15 protein-coding genes are annotated in these 23603 nt (G+C 59.8%); 9 read left to right on the plus strand and 6 right to left on the minus strand.

The window, feature by feature from the left end:
• The 5 genes from recC to KUW18_RS18775 all read left to right on the plus strand — a co-directional run.
• On the plus strand, window positions 1-2874 hold a 2874-nt coding region (gene recC / locus KUW18_RS18755; protein WP_222562100.1), incomplete at its 5' end, for an exodeoxyribonuclease V subunit gamma.
• Complete coding sequence (gene recB / locus KUW18_RS18760; protein WP_222562101.1) at window positions 2871-6809, plus strand: exodeoxyribonuclease V subunit beta; 3939 nt, start codon at window positions 2871-2873, stop codon at window positions 6807-6809. The genes recC and recB, both read left to right, overlap by 4 nt.
• Entirely contained in the window at window positions 6806-9001 is a 2196-nt protein-coding gene (gene recD / locus KUW18_RS18765) for an exodeoxyribonuclease V subunit alpha (protein WP_222562102.1), read from the plus strand. The genes recB and recD overlap by 4 nt, the downstream gene beginning before the upstream one ends.
• A gap of 53 nt (window positions 9002-9054) precedes the next feature.
• Window positions 9055-10050 carry an ion transporter gene (locus KUW18_RS18770; RefSeq protein WP_222562103.1) on the plus strand — a complete coding sequence of 332 codons (996 nt, stop codon included), beginning with the start codon at window positions 9055-9057 and terminating at the stop codon, window positions 10048-10050.
• Window positions 10051-10536: 486 nt separating this feature from the next.
• Window positions 10537-11055: an IS3 family transposase gene (locus KUW18_RS18775; RefSeq protein WP_222562161.1), complete on the plus strand. Its 519-nt coding sequence runs from the start codon at window positions 10537-10539 to the stop codon at window positions 11053-11055.
• Between the two features lie 664 nt (window positions 11056-11719).
• Here the strand turns inward: KUW18_RS18775 and KUW18_RS18780 are convergent.
• The 4 genes from KUW18_RS18780 to KUW18_RS18795 all read right to left on the minus strand — a co-directional run bounded on the left by KUW18_RS18780 (window position 11720) and on the right by KUW18_RS18795 (window position 16031).
• Window positions 11720-13750, minus strand: coding sequence for an AAA family ATPase (locus KUW18_RS18780; protein WP_222562104.1), 2031 nt, complete (start codon window positions 13748-13750; stop codon window positions 11720-11722).
• Between the two features lie 232 nt (window positions 13751-13982).
• Window positions 13983-14762, minus strand: a complete 780-nt coding sequence (locus KUW18_RS18785) for an HNH endonuclease (protein ID WP_222562105.1) — start codon at window positions 14760-14762, stop codon at window positions 13983-13985.
• Between the two features lie 18 nt (window positions 14763-14780).
• A complete protein-coding gene (locus tag KUW18_RS18790; protein WP_222562106.1) occupies window positions 14781-15089 on the minus strand; it encodes a hypothetical protein in 309 nt (102 codons plus the stop codon).
• 402 nt (window positions 15090-15491) lie between these two features.
• Window positions 15492-16031 (minus strand): hypothetical protein, encoded by a 540-nt coding sequence (locus KUW18_RS18795; protein WP_222562107.1) that lies wholly within the window; start codon window positions 16029-16031, stop codon window positions 15492-15494.
• Window positions 16032-16728: 697 nt separating this feature from the next.
• Between KUW18_RS18795 and KUW18_RS18800 the strand changes: the two genes are divergently transcribed.
• Complete coding sequence (locus KUW18_RS18800; protein WP_222484571.1) at window positions 16729-17214, plus strand: LexA family protein; 486 nt, start codon at window positions 16729-16731, stop codon at window positions 17212-17214.
• Entirely contained in the window at window positions 17211-18479 is a 1269-nt protein-coding gene (locus tag KUW18_RS18805; protein ID WP_222562108.1) for a Y-family DNA polymerase, read from the plus strand. Before KUW18_RS18800 ends, KUW18_RS18805 begins: the two co-directional genes overlap by 4 nt.
• A gap of 77 nt (window positions 18480-18556) precedes the next feature.
• On the opposite strand, the gene KUW18_RS18810 is transcribed toward KUW18_RS18805, so the two are convergent.
• Complete coding sequence (locus tag KUW18_RS18810) at window positions 18557-19624, minus strand: SDR family oxidoreductase (protein WP_222562109.1); 1068 nt, start codon at window positions 19622-19624, stop codon at window positions 18557-18559.
• Window positions 19625-19725: 101 nt separating this feature from the next.
• Here KUW18_RS18810 and KUW18_RS18815 point away from each other — a divergent pair, with 101 nt between their 5' ends.
• Window positions 19726-20676 carry a LysR family transcriptional regulator gene (locus KUW18_RS18815; RefSeq protein ID WP_222562110.1) on the plus strand — a complete coding sequence of 317 codons (951 nt, stop codon included), beginning with the start codon at window positions 19726-19728 and terminating at the stop codon, window positions 20674-20676.
• Window positions 20677-20980: 304 nt separating this feature from the next.
• Window positions 20981-22264 carry a lactonase family protein gene (locus tag KUW18_RS18820; RefSeq protein ID WP_222562111.1) on the plus strand — a complete coding sequence of 428 codons (1284 nt, stop codon included), beginning with the start codon at window positions 20981-20983 and terminating at the stop codon, window positions 22262-22264.
• Between the two features lie 271 nt (window positions 22265-22535).
• Here KUW18_RS18820 and KUW18_RS18825 read toward each other — a convergent pair whose 3' ends face one another.
• Window positions 22536-23594, minus strand: a complete 1059-nt coding sequence (locus KUW18_RS18825; RefSeq protein WP_315900692.1) for a DUF2955 domain-containing protein — start codon at window positions 23592-23594, stop codon at window positions 22536-22538.
• Between the last annotated feature and the right edge of the window lie 9 nt (window positions 23595-23603).

A 23603-nucleotide genomic window follows, 5' to 3' on the forward strand; every position in this document is an offset into this window, starting at 1 on the left:
CTGGCGGCCTGGGGCAAGCAGGGCCGCGACTACCTGCAGCTGCTGAGCGAACATGACCATACCGATGTCGAGGCCATGAGCGCCCTGCTCGATGGCGCCGTCGACCTGTTTCTCGAACCGCCTACCGAGCACCTACTGGGCCAGTTGCAGGACGACATCCTCAACCTGCGGCCACTATCCGAGACCCAGCAGACATGGCCGGAACTGGATCCTGAGCAAGATGGCTCGATCCGCTTTCACATCTGCCACAGCCCCCAGCGCGAGCTTGAAGTCCTGCACGATCAGCTGCTGGCAAGCTTTGCCGCAGACCCGACGCTAGAGCCCCGTGACATCATGGTCATGGTGCCGGACATCAACGACTACGCCCCTTATATCGACGCCGTCTTTGGGCAATTCGCCCCGGGCGAACGTCGTCATCTGCCCTACCACGTCGCCGACCAGCAGCAGCGGCATCGGGAGCCCTTGCTGGTCGCCCTGGAGACGCTGCTGTCGCTTCCGCGCATGCGTTTCCGTGCCAGCGAGATTCTCGACCTGCTCGACATCCCGGCGGTGCGCGAGCGCTTTGGCCTGGGTGAAGGCGACCTGCCCACCCTGCAGCGCTGGATCCGCGAGGCCAACGTGCGCTGGGGCCTGGACGCCGCCCAGCGGGCCGAACTGGGACTGCCGGAGCACGACGAACTGCATACCTGGCGTTTTGGTCTTGAACGCATGCTGATGGGCTACGCCGTCGGCGAGGCCGAGGACAGCGGCGACGACTGGCTCGAGGTGGTGCCCTACGACGAGGTGGCCGGCCTTGACGCGGCGCTGGTCGGCCCCCTGTACCGGCTGATCATGACCCTGAGTGAGCTGCGCCAGTTGCTGTCCGCACCCCGTCCGGCGGCGGACTGGGACCGCGTGCTATCGACCATGCTCGAACGCACCCTGACCCCCAGCACCAGCGCGGAGCAGACCCTGATGGGTCGCATCCAGGCCTCCCTCGAGACCTGGCAGGAAGAGATCACTTCGGCAGCGGTGACCACCGACCTGCCCCTGGCCGTGGTGCGCGAAAGCTGGCTATCGCGCATCGATGACCCGCAGCTGTCCCAGAGCTTCATGATGGGACGCATCACCTTCGCCACCCTGATGCCGATGCGTGCCATTCCGTTCCGACAGGTGGTGCTGCTGGGAATGAATGACGGCGCCTACCCGCGCCAGGCCACCGCCATGGACTTCGACCTGATGGCCATGCGCGGTCACTATCGCGCCGGAGATCGCTCACGCCGAGACGATGACCGCTACCTGTTTCTGGAAGCCCTGTTGTCCGCACGGGAGCGCCTGACCATCAGCTGGTGCGGTCGCAGCCCACAGGACAACGGTGAAAAGCCCCCCAGCGTACTGGTGGGCCAGTTGCGCGACCACCTGGCCAAAGGCTGGCGCCTCCCTGATCAGCCGCCTCACGCCCAGCGCAGCCTGGCCGACGATGCCAAGATGGCCGACGCCCTGCTCGAAGCACTGACGGCCCAGCACCCGTTGCAGCCCTTTGGCGCCGCCTACTTCCAGGCGGATTCCCGACTGTTCACCTACGCCGACGAGTGGCAGGACTTGCACGCCGCCTCTGGCAGCACCATGGACACTGCCGCTGGGGCCGCTACTCGCGCGACCGCTGACTCGCTGGCGTCGGCACTCGACTTGACGGCCCCCCACGGGCCGCATGGAGCAGATTCCGCGACCAACGGCCTGGGCCCATGGCAACCGGAAGGCCCCCTTCAGCTGTCGCACCTGGCCGGGCTGTTGCGTGACCCGGTCGAAGCGCTGTTTCAGCAGCGCCTGTCCACCAGCATGCGCGATGACAACGTGCTGAATGACGACGACGAGCCCTTTGGCTTTGCGGGTTTGGCCGCCTGGCAGCAGCGCGAAGCCCTGGTCCAGCCCATTGGTCAGCAATTGGCGCACCGGCCAGACGACGCCGCCTCACTGAGCGAGTTGATCGACCGCCAGGTCCTGCGCCAGCAGCGCGCCGGCCACTATCCACCGGCCCCGGTGGGCCCGGTCATTCGACAGCGCCTGCTGGAGCGGATTCCCGCTGCCCTGGAGGCCTATCGGGCGCTGCTCGCCCGCTATCCCCATGCCCTGGAGATCGCCCCACGGGTCAGCCACGACAGCGGGCTTACCCTGGATGCAAGCCGACTGGCCGCTGATGACGACACGCAGGCGCTCACCCTGCGACTGGAAGACACCCTGACCCAGCTGCACGCCGACCGGCCCCTCTCACTGGGCGAAAGACAGGGAGAGAAACTGGGAGAAAAGGCCAGCGCAGATGCCTCTGCCGAAGTGGCCCGCATCGTGCTGTTGACCAGTCAGATCCACCAGGGCGAGCACTTCAACTGGCGCCAGATCCTGCGCCACTGGCCTGCTCACCTGGCGCTGCAAACCCTTTATCCGGGCGCCGTCACCCACCTGGTATCGCCCAGCGGCCAGCTCACCATACCGGGCATGACCCGACCCCAGGCCGAACAGCGGCTGAACCGGCTGATGGAGCGGTGGCAGCATGCCATGCAGCATGCCACCCCGACCCATCCCGATATCGCCTTCAACGCCCTCGAGGCCTATCCCGCGGCGGATGACCCTGACTGGCCACCGCCTGACCTGGCGTCCGATCCCAAGCTTCGCACCTCATGGGAAGACCGCTGGGAGCGCCTGGCCGAACGCAGCCCGCTGATGCTGCGGGAGTTCCCTACCCTGGAAGCACTGGTCACCGCCCCAGACTTTGCCGACGCCACCCGGGAGCTGTACGCCGACCTGCACACCTGGATCAGCCGCGCGCGTCAGTCCCCCCTTGCGGTTGCCCCCGCAACGCAAGGCAACCGTCACTCCGCCAAGGGGGCCAAAGCATGAGCTCAGCCAAGACCACCGCTGACGGCCCCCTGGTGTCAGACGCACATCAGCCCCCGTCAACCAAGGCGCTACCGCTGGCCCTGCCACTTACCGGCTGCCAGTTGATCGAGGCCAGTGCCGGGACCGGCAAGACCTTTACCATCGCCCTGCTCTACGTGCGCCTGGTACTGGGCCATGGCCAGCCGGGGCGCAGCGACTGTCGCGCGGACAACGGCTTTTCACAGCCGCTGGTGCCCCCCGACATCCTTGTGGTGACCTTCACCGAAGCCGCCAGCCAGGAGCTGCGAGAGCGCATCCGGGCGCGCCTGGTACAGGCCGCCGAGGCCTTTCGCGCTGATCCCGCCCACGACGACGACCTGGCCGGCCGCGACCCGCTATTGGCCGAGCTGCGCAACGACTTCGTCCCGGATGCCTGGCCGGTCTGCGCCCGCCGCCTGATACTGGCCGCCGAATGGATGGATGATGCCGCCATCTCCACCATTCACAGCTGGTGTCAGCGGATGCTGAAGGAACACGCCTTCGACAGCGGCAAGCTGTTTCGTCAGGAAGTCATTCAGGACATGAGTGAGCTGACCCAGGAGGCCGTCAACGACTATTGGCGCACCCGAGTCTACCCCCTCAGCGAGCCGCTGGCGGCTTCGGTGGTTGAGCTGTTCTCATCGCCTCAGGGGTTGTATAGCAACGTCCGCAACCTGCTCGCCCGGGATGACGCCGCGCTGATGTTCTGCGGCGAGCCGCTGGTCAGTACCGACCTGACCGCTACCCTGACCACCTTCAGTGACCATCGCGCCAAGGCCGACAGCCTGGAAGCACAGGCGCGCCAGCGCTACCTCGACGAAGCGCAGGAGGTGCGTGACGCTCTGCAAGCGCTGCGCCCAAGCCTCAACGGCAACAGCTTTCGCGGCAAGGACAACGACGAGACCTTTGCCGGCTGGCTGGAAGAGCTCGACCACTGGGCCCAGGGCGGCATCGCCACCGGCGACACGAAGTTCGTGCAGAAGCTGGCACGCTCCCGCCTGAAGGTGAAGAAAGGCGTAGAGGTCCCGGACATCGCCCTGTTTGCCGCCCTGGAGGAGTGGGGCACCTATCAGCAGCACGCCGATGACCTCAAGCGTGAGCTGCTCCCCCAGTTTCTTGCCGATGCCAGCCGCTGGATCAGCCAGCGCCTGCGCGAGCAGCTTGAGGCCAGCGCCCTGATGGGCTTCAACGACATGATTACCGGGCTTGCCGAGGCCCTCGACGGCGAAGGCGGAGACGCCTTGGCGCGGCGGATTCGCCAGCAATTCCCGGTGGCGATGATCGACGAATTCCAGGATACCGATCCGGCCCAGTACCACATCTTCGAATGCATCTACCGCATCGACCAGGCGAACGCGAAGGCGACCGAGGACGCCAGCATCGACGACGCTGACGACCCTAGTGCGCTGGTCCTGATCGGGGACCCCAAGCAGGCGATCTACGGCTTTCGCGGTGGCGACATCTATACCTACCTGGCGGCCCGCCAGGCCACCCTGGGTCATCACCACAGCCTGGACACCAACTTCCGCTCAAGTCAGGCCGCCGTCGACTCGGTGAACCAGCTGTTCGCCTTCGCCGAGCAGCACCATGAGCGGGGGGCCTTTCGCTTTGCCGACGCCACCGGGCAGGCCACCAATCCGCTGCCCTTTGTCACGGTCAAGGCCAACGGCCGCAAGGAAACCCTGATGCTGGATGGCCAGCCCGCCACGGCCCTGACTGGCTGGCTGGTCAGCGATGACGACAGCGACAGCGGCTGCCTGAACAAGGAACGCTATCTGCGCGAGGCCGCCCATCACTGCGCCAACCGCATCGCCGAATGGCTCAACCAGTCCCATCCTGAGGGCGGCGAGCCCCGCGCCGGCTTCGCCCGCCCGGGCGACGACCGCCTGACGCCCTTGAACGCCAGTGACATTGCCATTCTGGTGCGTGACCGGGTCGAGGCCACCGCCATTCGCCGGGCGCTCAGCCAGCGCGGCCTTGCCAGCGTCTACCTGTCCGACCGGGACAGCGTCTTCGCCACCGCAGAAGCCCGTGACATGCTCTACTGGCTGAAGGCCATCGCCCACCCCGAGTCCGTGTCCACCCTGCGCACCGCCCTAGCCACCGCCACCCTGGGGCTCAGTCTGGTGGAGCTGGATCACCTGCAGCGCGACGAAAGCGCCTGGGAGCGCGTTCAAGAGCGCTTCATGGCCTACCGCCAGCGCTGGCAGCGGCGCGGCGTTCTGCCGGCACTGCGCAAGCTGATGCACGACTATCGCATCCCTGCCCGCCTGCTGAATGCCGACCAGGGCCAGCGGCGCCTGACCAACCTGCTGCACCTGGCAGAATGGGCCCAGCAGGCCAGTGACACCCTGGATGGCGACCACGCCTTGATCCGCCTGCTGTCGGAGCATGTGCAGGAGCCCGCCGACGACGAACAGATTCTGCGCCTGGAAAGCGATGCCGAGCTCATCCAGGTAGTCACCATCTTCAAGTCCAAGGGCCTGGAGTATCCGGTGGTATGCCTGCCCTTCCTGTGCACCTACAAGGAAGTCAGCGGCAAGACCGGGACCCCGCTCTACCACCTTGACGACCGCCCGGTGCTGGAACTGGCGCCCAAGAAGGAGATGGCCAAGGAAGGCTTCGAGCTGGCCGATGATGAACGGCTGTCCGAGGAAGTCCGACTTATCTATGTGGCCCTGACCCGTGCCCGTCACGCCAGCTTTATCGGCCTCGCGCCCCTCAAGTACGGCAATGGCAAGGCCGCGACCCTGCACAAGTCGGCCCTTGGTCACCTGCTGGCCGGTGGCGCGAATATCCCGGACGAACAGAGCCTGCGTGCCTGCTGGCAACAGATGCAGGGAGACAGTAGCAACGTCCTGCTGGAAACCGCCCCTTCAAGCGTGGCTTCTCCCATCATCAACGTCGTGCCCCGGCAGTCGACGCGAGCCCACAAGCCGGCGCTTTCCGCCGCCCACCAGGCCTTTGCACCCTGGTGGATTGCCAGCTATTCGGCACTGGCCCAGAAGGGCGCCACGGCACCAGAAACACCTGCCGCCGAAGTGCTGGAAGAAGAAGACAGCGACCAGCGTCAGGCAGTAAGTCGCGCCGACACCCGCCAGCCCGAGCCCGGTAGCCTGCATGCCTTTCCCCGTGGGCCAGGGCCCGGCACCTTCCTCCACGGGGTGCTGGAAGCCATGGCCGAACATGGTTTTGCCGCCGCCGTGGGCGACACCACGCTGCAGGCGCGCATGGCACAGCGCTGCCGACGGCGAGGTTGGGACGATCACATCGACGCCCTGACCCAAGGCATGCAGCGCTGGCTGACCACCCCACTGTCGCCTGCGGCCATGGAACCCCCGGGTGCCACCTCGTCCACCGCTGAAGTGGCGGCTGGAGCGACGGCTGGACTCACAGACGGACTGACGCTGTGCGAGCTATCGCGCTACCGGGCGGAACCCGACTTCTGGTTTGCCACCCACAATGCGGTTACCCCAGCGATGGACCGACTCGCCCGGGACCATCTTTTCCCTGGCGCCCCACGGCCGCAGCTCGGCTTCCAGCGCCTCAACGGACTGCTCAAGGGGTTTATCGACCTGCTGGCGGAACACGACGGGCGCTTCTACGTCATCGACTGGAAATCCAACTGGCTGGGCCCCGACGATGCTGCCTATCACCCCGATGCCATGCGCGACGCCATGCTCGACAAACGCTACGACATGCAGCTCGCCCTTTACCTGGTGGCGCTGCATCGGCACCTGCGCCAGACGTTGCCGGACTATGATTACGAGCAGCACGTGGGCGGCGCCATGCTGGTGTTTCTGCGCGGTATCGATGCCCCCTCACGAGGCGTTGCCGCGATCAAGCCACCGCTGGCCTTCATCGAGGCGCTGGATCGCTGCCTGGCCGGGGAACGCCAAGAGGAGACTCCGGCATGAACGAGACGCTGACCCATGACCGCCCTGGCACGGATGCCGCCTCAGACAGCCCCAGCGTCAGCGAGGCCCTGGCCGATCCCCAGGCCATGTTGCGCCTGCAGTTCGCCTGGGCCGAACACGACTGGATTCGTGACCTCGACGCCGCCCTGGCCCATCGTCTTGCCGCGCTGGCACCGGACGCTGACGCCTGCTGCCTGGTCGCCGCGATGCTGGTCAGCCACCAGGCCGGACAGGGCCATCTGCTGGTGGACCTCGACCAAGCCAGGCGGCATCCTCAGACGCTGATCGCGGTGGACCCCGACGACACCGCGCCAGTCCCACCGGATGAGGTGCTGGCCGCCATCGGCGACGACTGGGCCCAGCGCCTTGAGCAGTGGTCCGCGGTGGGCCAGGGCCCCGGCAGCACGCCGCTGGTACTGGACGGCAACCGCCTGTATCTGCGCCGCTACTGGCGTCACGAGCGCCGGGTCGCCGATGCCATCTCTGATCGACTGGCAGCGGCCTATCCCGCCCGTCCCAGCACGGATCAGGCCAGCCTAGGCGAAGAAACAGGCAGCGCCAGCGACGCTGTTCCCCAGGCCAGCCAGCTGCGCCCGATACTGGACAGCCTGTTTCCACCACAGGACCCCCGTGCGCAACAGGCACAGTCCCAGAAACTCGCCTGCGCCCTGGGCGCACGGACGCCCTTCTCGGTCATCACCGGCGGTCCCGGCACCGGCAAGACCACCACCGTCATCCGCCTGCTGGCGCTGCTGCAGGCCCAGGCCATCGCCACACGTGGCGTGCCGTTGACCATTCGCCTGGCCGCCCCCACCGGCAAGGCCGCCGCTCGCCTGAGTGAATCCATCCGCGACCAGATCGCCGCCCTGGCATCCCTCGACCTGCCCAACGCCGAGCAGGTCCGCGAGTCGATCCCCGCCGAGGTCACGACCCTGCACCGTCTGCTCGGGGCGCGCCCGGATACCCGTCACTTCCGGCATCATCGTCTTAATCCGCTGCCGCTGGACATGGTGGCGGTGGATGAGGCCTCGATGGTGGACATCGACATGATGGCGGCACTCCTGGAGGCACTGCCCCCCAGGGCGCGCCTGGTCCTGCTGGGCGACAAGGACCAGCTGGCCTCCGTCGAGGCCGGGGCCGTGCTGGGCAACCTGTGTGCGCGAGCGGAGGAAGGCCACTATCAGCCGGACACCGCTCAGTGGTTGCAGGACGCCACCGGTATCGAGTTGCCGGCGGCGCTCTGCCTCCCCCCGGAACAGGCCAGTAGTGGACGCCCGCTGGATCAGTCCATCGCCATGTTGCGTCACTCGTTCCGCTTCGATGACCAGAGCGGCATCGGCCAGCTGGCTCGCGCCATCAATGGGGGAGACAGTCGACAAGCCATGGCGGTACTGGATGCCCCCTCCTTTACTGAGGCCCAGCGCCTGAGTCTGCGCCGTAACGATGAACGGGCCTTGATGACGCTGGTGCTCGACGGCCGTGGCCACGACAACGCCTGGGGCTACCGCTACTACCTTGACGCCATTCGCCCCCGTGAAGCGCGCACCGACGCAGGACCTGACGCCGCTAGCGGTGGCCGCGAACGCCCAGCGACAGCGGCCGACCGCAGCGAGTGGGACCAGTGGGCAGCAGAGATTCTGAAGGCCCACGCCCAGTTCCAACTGCTGACACCGCTGCGCAGCGGACATCACGGGGTCGAGACACTGAACCAGCGCATCGAACAGGCGCTGGCGCGCCACGGCCTGATCGACAAGCCTGACCTGTATACCCATTGGTACGAAGGCCGCCCGGTGCTGATCACCGGCAACGACTACGCCTTGAAGCTGATGAACGGAGATATCGGCATCGCCCTGCAGGTACCGGCGGAATTCGGCAATGCTAAAGCCGGCACCATTTTACGCGTGGCGTTTCCTGCAGGTGACGGCCAAGGCGGCATTCGCTGGGTGCTGCCCAGTCGTCTGCAGCGGGTCGAAACGGTCTTCGCCATGACGGTGCACAAGTCCCAGGGCTCCGAGTTCGTGCATACCGCGCTGGTGATGCCCGACACCCTCTCGCCTATCCTGACACGAGAGCTGGTCTATACCGCCGTCACGCGAGCCAAGAAGACCTTTACCCTGGCCAGCGCCAACGACCAGGTACTGGCCCGCGCCATCGAACGCCGGATTCAGCGCCAGAGCCGGCTGTTTCAGTAGGCCAGCAGGGAACCACACAGACACCGCCTAAACCGTCCGCAGCCGGAGAGCCCATGTCGACACAGCGAACCCGCTCACTCATCCTGGAGCGCGCCCACCTGGCGTGGGACCTGGCGATCATCGTCCTGGTAGTGATCAACCTGGGACTGCTGCTGTTCGACAGCCTCTACCTGCTACCGCCCTTGAATGCCGCCTTCGAGGGTATCGCCCCTGGCCTGCACGCCGCCTACGACCGCTACATCCACGCCAATTTCTTTACGATCGACCTGGCCTTCGTCACGGTCTTCCTCTTGGATGTGCTGCTGGGCTGGGCAGTCGCCATCGCCGAGCGTCGCTACCATCGCTGGTTCTTCTACCCCTTTGTGCACTGGTATGACGTGCTTGGTTGTATTCCGCTGGGGGGCTTTCGCCTGCTGCGTGTGCTGCGGGTCATCTCGCTGCTGCAGCGGCTCCAGCGTCTCGGCCTGATCGATGTGCGCCGCTGGTACGTTTACAGCGTTGTCGCCAAGTACGTCGACATCCTGATGGAAGAGCTGACCGACCGTATCGCCATTCGCCTGCTCGACAATGTCCAGCGCGAGCTGACCAACGGCGAGGGCCTGGCCTCACCCGCCATCGACAAGATCATCACGCCTCGCAAGGAGGCGCTGGTACGGGAAATCAGCCAGCGCCTGGAGAACATGGTGGGCGATATCGCCTACCGAAACCGCTTCGAAACCCTGGCCTACGTGCGCGGACTGGTGGCCCGCACCCTGGCAGAGACCCCAGAGCTGCAGCGCCTCAAACGCCTGCCCATGGGCAGCCAGCTGACCCAGGGCCTGGAAACCTCCCTGTCCGACCTCGCCTGCCATATCGTCGACGAAGCCCTCGCCGGCCTGCGCTCCCCGCAGTTCTCGACCCTCGTCGAACATATGGCCGAAAGCGGCCTCGACGCCTGGCTGCGCACCGACCCGGAAACCGAGCAGATCACCGAACAGGTACTGGTCGATATGCTGGAACTGTTGAAAGGCCGCATCGCCATCAAACGCTGGCAGGAAAGGTATGAGTGAGGGGGCGTAGATGAAACGGGTGCAGTTAGAGCGACGCAAGCGCATATGGTGAGCGAGATATGCCCCGTAGCCGCTGCCCCCTGCACTGCCTACGTCGCCCTCTGTGAATATCCCCCAACTATATTTGCACAGACCGCTTGAGCGATGTTGACGCTGGAGATGGTGAAAGTTACCAGTGCTTATCAGTCCTCACACTGTATTCGCCCCTAGGCCCCCGAATGAGTCAACTCTGTCTACGGCTATAGGGCGTTACAAAATTCAATCGACTAGAGCTACAGTGCAAGGTCGACTGATATTGCTTCAGGGACCGGCACGATAAAAACCGTCGATCACGCCGCCTAAGCGGCGTAATGACGGCTATCGGCCAAAGGCGGCCCTTCAGACCTCCCTCATATAACGTCGCCATGAAGTGACCCCCTCCCGAGCTGCACAGGCTATAGTGCAGCCATGAAGTGACCCCAAGGCTTCCGGCCGCGTGCCCGGAGCCTGCCGTCCGTCGCCTCTCGGCCTAATGAGCGTTGGGCCACCGACCTCACCCATGTGTGGTGCGGTAAGGATCGGCGGGCCAGCCTGGCGGTGATCATCGACTGTTGCACCCGAGAGATCCTTGGTTGGCGATTATCGGACAACGGCAGCAGCAAGACGGCTGAAGCAGCGCTGGAAGAAGCTCTGGTGCATCGATTCGGCGCACTGGGCCGGATTCATCAACCGCTGGCCCTACGCTCTGACAACGGCCTCGTTTTCAGCAGTCGACACTATACGGCGACAGTGAAGGCCTACGGGCTTACACAGGAGTTCACGACGCCCTACACCCCGGAGCAAAACGGTCTCGTCGAGCGCTTCTTCCGGTCCCTGAAGGAAGAATGCATCTGGCAGCACCGGTTCGAGTCGCTGGGCCAGGCCCGAGCGGTAATCAGCCGCTGGATCCGGTACTACAACGAAGAGCGGCCACATCAGTCTCTAGGCTATGTGGCACCCCGAGCACACCCGGCATTAGCGGCGTAGGGTGTGCAGAAACCAGGGGGTCATTACAGCCATAACCGGCAGGCAAGGTGCTGCTGATATTGTGCGAAAATTGGCGCAGCCAATACACAAAAAGAACGGCAGTTTGACTGTCGAGCGTAGCCGAAGGCGAAGCAGTGATTGATAGCCTTGTTACAAGGCTCCTTCTCGTGTGGACTGCGAGCTAACGACTTTGCTAATCTGGACTGGCTAAAATGAAAAATCATAACATTCAGGACTATTGGCGATCCTCGCCCACAAGCTAAAGGAAAAGCGCTATGTTTAAATTTATATTCGCAGCTCTCGTTTTAATGTCATCTTTTGTTTATGCGCAACAGCCGGGAGAGTTACCAGGCCCAACCTCTAGTGATGGAGGCCCCGGTCCAGATATCGCCCCTTTGCCACCCATAACTAGTGATGGTGGATTTAACGGATGATATAGATAACAGCAGGGCAAAGTGAGTATAGCAGACTGACTTTGCCCTATAACGACTGAGTTAAGTAGCGTTTGAGGCGACGCCCTATGCCGTCTTCAAGAAAGGACTCCCCAAGGGGGCGAAGAAGGAGCCCAAGCAAACGACAGAAAACACTGCTTAACTATAGAGAGCGCACGAGGGCATGTGTCAGGCGAACACCATCAATGTACACTCCGGAGGACTTAACTTCACTATGCCTTTTGCCCTTTAAAAACCAAATCAACCTTCTTCACCAAACTACATATTTCATAGCATTCTTGACCGGAACCAGCCAACTCTACCACCTTCCTCCTGATTGATGACTTATTGACACCTTCAGCTATTTTAGAAAGCTCAGAAAAAACTTTGCTAGAAAAAACCTTGCCATCAACCAGCCTTTCCCACTGAGCATCCCACTCATCCTGAAAATCCCTATCGATCTTTTCCAGCAAGCCTTTAACCTCCGCCTTCAAATCTCTTTCAAAGACTTTTTCGACAAGGCCAGCCGAATCTTGATGCGCCCCCTTTCCGCAAAGCGGGTTTACAACAATCTCATTCAGGCCCTGCTTCATCCTAAAATTATAAAATTTTTTGTATGATAATTCTTTAGTGCTTTCCGCACAGCTCTGATAGACCTCATCAATTTCTTGATCTCCAAGCGGCGTGACACCGAAGTGCGTTAGAATCGGATTTACTGCATCTTTAACTAGATTTTTATCGATGAAATAATTCTCCACCTCATGCCTTTCAAGCACCACAAAAGTCTTATCATAAAAACCTGGATTAACCCTTCTTAACTCCTCGAAGTATTCTGGAGGTTTGTTATCATTATCAATCATGAAGCAAAAAGCGGCGCCATGAATGTCATGATATATATTAGAAACCTTCCTATACATATCTTCCACTTGGGCACAATTGCCAAGAGGAACAACTCTTATACTTTTAGATGCCATGAGCTCTGCAAATAACTCAACATCCCCGGCACCTTCTACAAAAAGAGTTTTAGAGAAAACAGAACTAACACCAATACTCCTAAGCTCAGCCTCAGTTTCAGATCGACTAATCTGCCGGAGGCCATCACTAAGCATATAATTACACCCGTACAACATATTCCTGTATATCAAGGCTTTCGAATGCGTTAGCAGAAACAAAGACGAAAGATTACTATCAGGGAACGCCTTCATATCTACTCCAGAAACCCCCTTCGGAAACTTACCACCAAGCCAGCGCTTCATTGACTCAGAATCTATCAACTCTCTCAGAAGATCATAAAACTTTATCAACAAGTCCTCATGCAAATGATTTTCTGGTTCATCCAGAACCAAAATAGCCACACTCGGATATCTAAAAAGATATAAAAGCGTCAAATATAACGACATCTCGCCAGCACTAAAATCCTTGACATCATAATACTTAGACCTCGAGCTTGCCCTACCCTGTATTATTATCTCACCTGGTTTCTTTGTAGCACTAAAACTATGCACCTTGATGTCATCAGATATGCTTGAAACAACTTCGTTTGCTATTTTAAAGAAATCATACCTTTTGTTTGAATCCAATCTGTAGTGAACATAATCAAGAGCCGACTTTTTGTAAATAGTCTGAAAAACCTTCTCCGGAAAAAACACAGACTCAAGGAGAGAATTCCTTTGATCCAACCTGTTTGATATATCGAGACTATCAAACCCGACACCGAACTCAGAGAAAGCCTTACCTGCATTTATCAACAAAAAAAGATTTTTAGGAGAGTTTATATCCCACAACTCTAAAAGCGAAGCAACTCCGTCTTCAATGCTATCAGAAAACGAAAAATGGATTTCAGGATGCACGGTGCCTTCCAACTTCACACCCACAAAAGTACCGTCAACAAGAAACACCACTTCGATTTCATATTCAGGATCTGAAACCAGACTATCCAGATCTGCGAATGCCGCCTCGAAGTATGCAGAGTTTTCGTCAGAGCCTCTATCAAGCTGAGACGCAAAAAACAGCTTTTGAAAAACTTGAACAGCTTTAAAAACCGCAGTTTTTCCTGAACCATTCCTCCCGCTAACCGTATTCACCTTTCCTTCTTCATCAAAAAAAAAGACATGCTCTTTTTTTGTGAACTTCTTAACACCCTTCAGTGACACTTTAACAAGACGCATAAAAACACCACAAACAAAAGTTAAATCGGGGATCATCCCCTTATTGATTGGACAGGCAAGTGACCAGGAAAATACCGCAACCTTCAATATACCCACACGCTCGCGTCAGCGTTTTACAGATCAGGCCGGAGTGGATAACCTCGCTCGCACATTTCCATGGAATTGCGGCTATCGGCGATCAGGGTGTCGCCAGCAAGGATGCACACCCGCCGGGAATGCGGATGCAGGAGGGCAAATGGGGTCTGTCCCCGATTGCTCTCCAGCTATTTTCCATTGCTCAAATTTACTTTTTATCGCCTAACAGATATCAGCTGCATACCCACCGCACTCAGCGTTCATAGCGCTCACGCAAGTTTTCAGACATTTTTTTCGGCATTTCAACCACAACCTTTTTTCCAGCGTACTGTTCGTACTCTGTACCTTTCAACTGTTGGGAAATTTCGACCTGTCCGGAAGGCGTGATTCTCAAAATATCAAGATCGAAAAGTGTGTGAATGTCCGAGCGAAGCAGTAGTCCATTAGTGACGCTATAGTCAGGCCTCTCAGAAAACGGCACGATGTGTGCTGCCTCCAACACACCGTTCACCTCTGATCCTGTTACGCAACATTTCCCCTGAAACGCGGCCAGTAGTTGCTTTCGAAATTCCGGCTGCCCTCGACGAGTGGCGATTTCCCTGAAGATCTTTTCATCCACCGTTGACTCAGTGCTGTCGTGCTCATCACCTTCCGCAAAGGCTGCCTTGCTCCTTTCGACAGGTGTGATTGGTGCATGCACTTTCGATGGAAGACGCTTGGCTCCCCGCACTAGCTCTTCAAGCTCTCCCGAGATTTCATATCGAACGATTGCCTGTTTGTTAAATCCAAATGATCCTTCACGTGGCCTTTTCTTTCCTGAGCTTTCTTCTTTGGCTCTCACGCTCCATCCGTCATGGACTACCCGCCGAACTACCTCATTCAGATCGGCTGTGTAATGCCCAGCACCCTTACGGTCTTGTTCGCCAGGTTTATTCAACGCATAGCCATAGCGCCCGGTGGAAATTTGCGTTTTCTTGTATGGATACAATCGATCACCGTTGTCAGCGATGAGACAGAATCTTTTGTCAATCATGCTTTGAGCTTCCCGAATTCAATCACTATACTTCAGCATAAAATGCTTAACCAAATCATTCCCCACTTTATCTCCCCAAGAACTTAAATCAGTCCATTTCAAATCATGAATGTCAGCCGCCAAAGAATATTCACCCAGCAACATAAAAACGCAAGCTATCTGATACTTGACAGATGGAAGCCGTACGCGCAAAAACTCCTTCTCATTTAAAAAAAACCTTCCGCCATCCTCAACAACATACTTGGAAAGATATTCACACTTTCTATCGCGCAAAAAGTCGCATAGTTCATCATAACTGCAAAGTCCATGTCCGTCTCTACTATCCACAATTCCTCCAAAAATCAACGGCACCAAAAAAATATACTTATACTATCCGCCTTACAAAAACTCAACAAAGGAGCTTCGATGAAAAATATTTCCTGAGTGACCGCTTCGGGTCGAAAGCTGCCTTATCAGGAAAAGTCAAACCACTTATCTAAACAAGCATTAATCTTACTTCCCACCAACAAGCGATTCCCATCAATTTATATACTGTATGCAAGTCAGCTTGTCTGTTTCGTGCGAGCCCATTCCCGATTTCTTCATTGCACTAACACACTGAAACATTTTATACCCCTGCAGCAATGTTGGAGAAAACAAAATTGCTATAGCAACCTATATGGCAGATAACAGGATTGTTCGCTGCAAATCCATTAACTCACCCATGTCTCTCGTGACAGAAAAAAACTTTTATAACAAGGTGCCCGGACATTTTTCATCATGCCCTTTCCTAGTTTTCAAAAAAGAGCCACATCCTGAGCAGCGAAGTTTACCTTTAAGCCGTTTCATGACTTGATCATCATCAGAATACTTGTGCCATTCCTTGGTATGGCTTTGACTTACATGCATATCTACATCAACAACCTTCTTAGCACAAATTGGACATTCAGATTTCTGACTGCAGTCTGCCTTCAGACCTTCCTTTTTCTCGCCTATCTTCAGGCCGTAGTCATTTTGTAGCATGTTAAGGACTTCATCGAGAGCCTGAATGATGTGTAATTGATTGGCCCCAAAAGCATATCTCCCTGTCATCAAATCCCTCATTGGTATATCTTTATCAACAACTTTCCTAGAGCCTATCTTATTAAGCTTAAGTGGGTATCTAAATGCCCGCCCTTCACCTAACCACTGGCCATTTGGCCCCCAGTTTTGTATATTTCCATTAAAACAGCTTGAGCCGATTACTTTCTCCATTTTAATCAAAAGCTGCTTCCTTTCTTCGTTTTTCATGTTTCACCCTAACCATAAAAAGACTTTAAACTTTGTATTCTTAGAGTATTCTCCATGAGGCTCATTTAGCAATGACCGCTTTGGGTCGAAAGCGGTCACCTCACACCTCTCCTCTGTATCTCAGCCCACATGCGCCTGGCTCCCCAGTACTCCAATTACCAGCCAACCACTACACGCCCCTAGCCAGCTAACCCGGCACAAACACAGCACAATCTATCGAAGACTACTGGGAAACAAGCTATGTCGCCAGTTTTCGCCCCCCTTCCTTTTGTCTAAACGTCGAGCAAATCTCGGCACACCAAAAACCGTTAAAATCCCGTTTGTTTACGGCAAACAGATGTGGCACTTAGTTATATCCCTTTTTACAGACTTAACTCCGTGAAAAATCCCGCAGACCATCACCTCCACAAGTAAGCAGTCGCTTATCCAACACGTCCGGTCTCGACATCAGTTCAGATGATTTCTACCTCCACCTCTTCCCACCTTCTCCTGTCGCCCTTCCCTCTCGCTCTCCCCTCCCACCCCGCCGGGACGCGCTAGGCGGCCACCAAGCCAACTTTGGTCCGGGCGCTGGCTGGCTGGCGGAGGCTTTCTGCTGCTGATACTGTACATACGAACAGTATCCATCCGTTGCGGGAGGCACCATGCACCACATCAATCTTGTTGCTCGTTTGGCTATACCGATGAGGGCGGAACCATGACGGTGCATCTCGAGGTGCTGGGTCGGGTGGATGAGCGGGCGCCGGGGGCTCCGCTGCCGTTGGCGGCTGGCGAGGTTCGCGCGGGTTTTCCATCGCCGGCGGATGACTATCTGGAAGGCCAGCTCGATCTGGTGGCGCACCTGGTGCCCCACCCCAGCTCGACCTTCTATCTGCGCGCCAAGGGCGAGTCGATGAAGGAACTGGGCATCTTCGACGGCGACCTGCTGATCGTCGACCGGTCGCTGGAGCCGCGCCAGGGCGCGGTGCTGATCGCCAGCGTGGACGGTGAGCTGACCTGCAAGCAGCTGGGCAAGCTGGGCGACCGGCCCTATCTGTTGGCGGCCAACGAGGCCTACCCGCCGATTGCCCTGAACGGCCACGACTGCGATGTATGGGGTGTGGTGACGCACAGCATCCATGCGCTGCCGCAAGGGACGTCCCGCCGCCAGGCCGGCTCCGCCTATCAGGGCACGCCATCATGATCGCACTGGTCGACTGCAACAATTTCTACGTCAGCTGCGAGCGGGTGTTTGATCCGCGCCTGCGCGGCAAGCCGGTGGCGGTACTGTCGAACAATGATGGCTGTGTCATCGCTCGCAGTCAGGAAATCAAGGATCTCGGCGTGCCCATGGGCATCCCCGCCTTTCAGATCGACCAGCGCCTGAAGCGCCAATGCGTCCTGCTGTCGAGCAACTACACCTTGTACGGGGACATGTCACGACGGGTGGTCGAGACCCTGAACACCTTCTGCCCCCAGGTAGAGGTCTACAGCATCGATGAGTCCTTTCTGGACTTCGAGGGCTTCGCCAGCGATCGCCTGATCGGCCACTGTGTTGAATTGCGACGCACGGTGCAGCGGCATACCGGGATTCCGGTAGGCGTGGGTCTTGCCAGCAGCCGCACCCTGGCCAAGATTGCCAACCATCGCGCCAAGAAGGACCCCAACGGCCATGGCGTATGCCTGATGGAAGCAGACAGCATAGACACCCAACGCTGGCTGGAGCACTTGCCGGTGGCCGAGGTGTGGGGCGTGGCCGGCCGCAGTGCCGCGCGCTTGGCAACGCTTGGCATCCACACGGCCTGGCAGTTGCGAGAAGCAGACCCGAAGCACGTGCGCCGCCACTTCAGCGTGGTCATGGAGCGCACCGTGCGCGAGCTACGAGGAGAGTCTTGCCTGGCCCCGGAAGACAGCGATGTCCCCAGGGAGCGCATCATGACCAGCCGTTCCTTCGGGCGCCCCACCGGGGACCTGGAGCAGCTGCGCCAGGCCGTGCGCGCCCACGCCACGCGCGGAGCTGAAAAGCTTCGCCGCCAGGGCAGCGTTGCCCGAGCGGTGCAGGTCTTTCTGCGTACCAATCGCCACCGCCCCGACCAACCCCAGCATCATCCGTCGCTGGTGGTGCCACTCCCTACCGCCAGCGACGACAGCCTGGCCATAGTGGCCACCGCGACCCAGGCGCTGGCACGCATGCATCGCCAGGGCCACCAGTACATGAAGGCGGGGGTGATGCTCCTCGACCTGCAGGACAAGGCCACCCTGCAGCATGACATCTTCGCCAGCGAAAGCGCCGATACCCAGCGCAATGAACGCCTGATGGATACTCTGGACGCGATCAACCGCAAGCACGGTCGCGGCGCACTGAGCCTCGGCAAGGCCAGTGACAACGCCGCCTGGCAACTGAAGTGCGAGCACCGCACCCCCCGCTACACCACCCGCTGGGACGAGCTGCCGGTCGCCAGGCTATAGGCAGTCCCAGGGGCGGAACACAAGCGGGCCAGGCCTGTTATGGCCTGGCCCGAACGTGCGGCGACAGCGATATTGGCTTACGCCACCGGTGGAATCACCCGCTCCGCGATCAAGCGGTCGAACAGGTCGAGGAAGACCGCCCGGGTCTCGCGATGCTCGTGGAAGCCAAACTCGCGGCTCTTGTTGATATCGTTCACGCACTCCTGGGTGCGGCCAAGGTCGCCGTCGGTGTGCCACCAGGACGCCAGCTTGCTGACATCGTCCTCGACCAGGTCATGGCGCTTGGCAATGTCCTTCCAGGTGTCCTCGATACCGGCCATCTGCTCGGCCAGAGGCTGTGGGGTCTGGGGGCATTCGCCCACCTCGAGGCCGAAGTACTCGCCAATCTCCCGCCACATCCGGCGCCAGCGAAAGGTGTCCCCATTGACCGTGTTAAAGGCCTGGTTGGCCGCTCCCGGCGCCAGCGCGGCCCATTCCATCTGGCGGGCCAACAGCAGGGCATCGGTCAGGTCCGTCAGGTAGTTCCACTGCTGCTGGGACCCCGGGAAGATGAACGGTCGACCGGTGGCCCGGCAGATCGAGGCATACACCGCAAGCGTGGTGCCCATGTTCATGAGGTTGCCGGAGGCGTAGCCGATCACCGTATGGGGACGGTGCACGTTCCAGCGGATGCCGTAGCGCTCCGCCACCTCCAGCATGATGTCTTCCAGGGTGTAATAGAAGTTCGGACCCGGCACCCGCTCAGCGGACTCGCGAAACGGCGTCTCCACCTGGCCGCTGCCATAGGCTTCGAAGGATCCCAGGTACTGCTTGGTGCCAGTCACCAGAGACACGTGCTCGAGGCGCGCAGGGTCCAGCGCGGCGAACAGGTGATTCATCATGGCGCCATTGGCCTCGACGTTTTCCCGCTCCGTGCTGCGCTGTGTCCAGGTGCAGTAGAACACGTGGCTGATCGGCAGCCCTGCCAGGGCGTCGGCGGTGGCCTGCGGATCGAGCAGGTCAGCGGCGACCGGGATGACGCCGCTGGTGGTGGTGCCACTGCGCGACATGCCGTAGACGGTCCAGCCACTGGCGACGAGGTACTGGGCGAGGTTGCCACCGGTGATGCCGGTCGCACCGACAACAAGTGCGTTGCCTTTCTGCATGAAGATATCCCTAGACGATAGCCGTCGTTGTGGATTGACGGTGTCCCATTGTGGACCTATAAACACTTGCGACAATCGCTATGATGGCAAAGGTTTATTGCATGAGAAGCAACGTTGACCTGAACGCGCTGCGCACCTTTCGACTGGTCGTGGATGCTGGCGGCTTCACCGCCGCGGCACACCGCAGCCATCGTGCGGTGTCATCCATTTCACGGCAGATTCAGACGCTGGAGCGCAGCCTGGGGCAAGCCCTGTTTCACCGTCACACCCGCGCGGTGGAGCTGACCGAGGCAGGCAAGCACTACATCGAGGCGATTCGTCCTGTGCTTGCCGACCTGGACGCCGCCACTGAGAACATCACCGCGGCCAAGGATGAACCGGCCGGCACCCTGACCATCAACGCCCCGGTCGCCTTTGGCGAGCGCCAGGTCGTGCCGTTGATTCGTGGCTTCTCCCGGCGCTACCCCAAGATCACGACAGAACTACGCCTGACCGACCAGTTCGTTGATCCGGTGCGCAGCGCAGCCGACGTGACCTTTCGCGTCGGCCCACTGACCGACTCCAACCTGGTCGCACGCACGCTGGCGCCCATGCGCTATATCGTGGCGGCGTCTCCTGACTACCTCGCGACAGCTGGCACCCCGACATCTCCGGCCGCCCTGCTCGACCACGACTGCCTGCGCTACCAGGGTGAGTACGGCCGCCAGCGCTGGTTCTGGCGCCAACCCGGCGCGGCGGACTTTCAGCGCCTGGACGTGGACGGCTCGCTGCACAGTGACGACGCGCCGAGCCTTCGCCACGCCGCGGTACTGGGCCAGGGCATCGTGCTGTTTCCATCCTGGATGATCGCCAAGGAGCTGGATGAAGGCAGCCTGGTAGCGCTGCTTGACGAATGGCAGTGGGAGGTGGCCCCGGAAGAGCGGTCCATTCACCTGCTTTACGCCGCGTCTCGCCTGGGACCGCGCAAGGTGGCGCTGTTCGTCGACTACGTCACGGAACAGGTAGGGGACCCGCCGCTATGGGACCGCCGTCCGTCGTCCCAGGAGCCGTAGGGCTCGTCTGAAAAGTGCCTGCGCTCGGTAATACAGCGTTAAAAATAGGATCAAAATGCTCATTTACACTCCGTAAACTGCGCTTTTTCACCGATTTTTGCCTTGTCTAACCTTCGCTCGCCGACTTTTCGGACATCGCCTAGCCGTAGCACGGAATTGCGCATCTTCCGCGAGCAACGCTCGTTTGACGACAGTTAAAAGCCTTCATGGCCGCCATTCTTGCCTAAGATTTACCTGAACTAAGCGCCTGTCGAGCACAGTTTGACAGGCAGCCCCAGGAGCAGGCCGAGGAAGAGGCACCCCTATGAAGACACCCGTCGTAATGACAGCGCTGCTGCTCTCGGTTTCCCTGCCGACCACGGCCAAGGAAGTGACCGGGGGCGTGTACGTCGCTACCAACCATCAGCAACAGAACTCGCTGGTGGCCTGGCGTCAGTTTGATGACGGCACCCTGGAAAAGATCGGCGAATACCCCACCGGTGGCGCTGGCAACGGCATGGATGGCGGCCTTGATCCGCTGGGATCGGCCTATGGCGTCTGGCGCTCCGCCGACGACCGCAATGTGCTGGTGGCCAACATCGGCGATGGCACCCTGTCATCGCTGCACGTACAAGACGACCTGACCCTTACCCTCAATAACGTGGTTGACGCTGGCGGGGCCAAGCCCAAGGCCATCGATGGCCATGCCGGGCTGGTGTACGTCGCCAGCACCAATGGGGCCAACGACGAGCCCGGCGTGATCAAGGGCTTCACCATCGATGGGAACGGCCAGCTGACGGAGCTGGCCAACTCACTGCGGGCACTGGACGACTCACCGGTCAGCATGGAATTTACCGAGGACGGCAAGTACCTCACCGTGGTGGGCTTTCTTACCGGTATGGTGCACGTCTACGCGGTCGACGACGATGGCCTGCTGTCGCAGACGCCAGTCTCCAGCCTGCCGTCGCCGCACCTGTCGGAAGATCGCTTCTTCGCGCTGCCCATCGGCACCAAGCTGATCACTCGGCCCGATGGCCACAGTACCTTACTGGTCACCGAGACCCGCTATATCACCCAGGGTTATCAGTTCCATCCATCCTCGGAAGAGAGCAAGGCCAAGTACCCCTTCCTGCAGGAGTACGAGGGCCAGACCGGCTCGATGTCATCCTACGACATCGACCCCGACGGCAAGCTCACCATGGTGTCGGCGGATGTGATGACGGGAACCGACATCTGGGGTGGCGAGCAGGCCGCCTGCTGGGTCACCACCTCGGCGGACGGACGCTACGCCTGGACCACCAACTCCCACACGTCCAGCCTGTCGACCTACAGCATCGACCCGGAAGATGGCAGCATCGCCCTGCTCGAGGAGGCGGCCTATCGGGCCGAGGACTACAACGAGTACTTCGCCGACATGGACCTGAGCGCCGACGGCAACTACGTTAACGTCATCAGCGGTAACACCGGCAAGATCTGGGTCTTCGGCATCGATCCAGAGGACGGCAGCCTTAGCGTGGTCGACGCCTATCCGGGAAGTGCCGAGGTGCACTCCTACGGGCTGGTGACCATCCCGGTACCGGGTGGAGAAACGCTGGCCAGCAAGGAGTAGATTGGCGCTGAGGCCAACGGCCTGACGCCAGCGGGACGTGACCGAAAGACACTATCGACACACTATCGACCCACTATCGAATAGGGTCGGATGGGGTCGAATAGGGGGCCGTAGAGGTACGGCCCCCATCTGTGCGCGTAGGCTGGCCAGGCGATGGGCGTCTTAAGCAGGAAGCCAACAGCGTCAGCGGCGTTTATCCACTAGCACTCACCCACTCAGCCGCTAACGCTCACCCACTAACACTCAATCACTCATAGTCCGCCGAGAAACCTCAGCCCTGATCGTCGTCGCCGCGACTGGATACCGCCGGCCACAGATCCAGCAATCGATGCAGCACGGCCATGGCCACCAAGGTCGCCATCAGGGCGACGCACATCGAGCCGAACCGGTACAGCGCATCCACCACCAGGTCCTGGTTGGGGCGAAGATACTGGCCAAACAGGATGCCCAGCGTCGTCAGCCCGCCAAAGCCGATACCCGACCCGGCCTTTTCGATAACGTGCTCGCGAGCAAACAGCAGCAGGCCAATGCCGTAGGCCAGCAGCACCAGCGGCAGGTGACTGCTCTTGGTGAACAGAATCAACTGCAGCAACAGCGCCAGGTTACAGCCCAGCAAGGTCCCTATCGCCCGACGATGAGCAGACGCCTTGGCGCCGTGATAGCCAAGGGCGAACAGAATCAGGATGGTCGCCATCTGCGCCGACAGAGAATCGCGCAGATCGAGCAGCTGAAACACCAGAAACGACAGCGTCGCGGTAATCGCGCCAATCAATGCCTGGTGACGCTGCAGCGACACGCTCTTGAGCTGGGGCGGAGGCGGCTGGCGCGGGTCAACGTCAGGAAAGACGCTATGCATCAGCGCCGCGATTGCCACCGCCAACAGGCTGGCTACGGTATTGCTCGTCAGCAGGTCGAACAGGTCGAGATCGGGATAGCTGGAAAAATGCAGCATGATGCTGAGGGTCAGTACCCCATTGGCACCAAACACGAACAGCGGCCCGCGCGCCATCAAGGTGAAGCGCCCCAGAAACATCAGGAACACCAGGCCGGTCATCACCGCGGGAAGGTGCTGGGTCAGGCCGACCACCAGGCTGATCTCCACCACGTTGAGACAGGCATTGCCCAGGAACTGACGCACCACATGGGCATTGAACACGGGAATGATGCCCAGCAGAAACATCGGAAACACGGTAAAGAAGACGCCGTAATTCCAATGCATCAACTGGCTGACCAGAAAACCGATCCAGGCGCCTACCGCGATGCGCAGGCACTGGCGCAAGTCGTTGCGGCTGAGTTTCGACGGCCGCGGTGCGGGCTTGTCGCTCGGCACGGGCGTATC

This window comes from Halomonas sp. DP5Y7-2 (assembly GCF_019802025.1).
Lineage (GTDB): Bacteria > Pseudomonadota > Gammaproteobacteria > Pseudomonadales > Halomonadaceae > Halomonas > Halomonas litopenaei_A.

Coding starts and splice junctions, on each gene's coding strand:
- KUW18_RS18805 (WP_222562108.1), top strand. CDS start 17,211: ATGATCGCACTGGTCGACTGCAACAATTTCTACGTCAGCTGCGAGCGG.
- recD (WP_222562102.1), top strand. CDS start 6,806: ATGAACGAGACGCTGACCCATGACCGCCCTGGCACGGATGCCGCCTCA.
- KUW18_RS18820 (WP_222562111.1), top strand. CDS start 20,981: ATGAAGACACCCGTCGTAATGACAGCGCTGCTGCTCTCGGTTTCCCTG.
- KUW18_RS18770 (WP_222562103.1), top strand. CDS start 9,055: ATGTCGACACAGCGAACCCGCTCACTCATCCTGGAGCGCGCCCACCTG.
- KUW18_RS18795 (WP_222562107.1), bottom strand. CDS start 16,031: ATGAAAAACGAAGAAAGGAAGCAGCTTTTGATTAAAATGGAGAAAGTA.
- KUW18_RS18800 (WP_222484571.1), top strand. CDS start 16,729: ATGACGGTGCATCTCGAGGTGCTGGGTCGGGTGGATGAGCGGGCGCCG.
- KUW18_RS18785 (WP_222562105.1), bottom strand. CDS start 14,762: ATGATTGACAAAAGATTCTGTCTCATCGCTGACAACGGTGATCGATTG.
- recB (WP_222562101.1), top strand. CDS start 2,871: ATGAGCTCAGCCAAGACCACCGCTGACGGCCCCCTGGTGTCAGACGCA.
- KUW18_RS18810 (WP_222562109.1), bottom strand. CDS start 19,624: ATGCAGAAAGGCAACGCACTTGTTGTCGGTGCGACCGGCATCACCGGT.
- KUW18_RS18815 (WP_222562110.1), top strand. CDS start 19,726: ATGAGAAGCAACGTTGACCTGAACGCGCTGCGCACCTTTCGACTGGTC.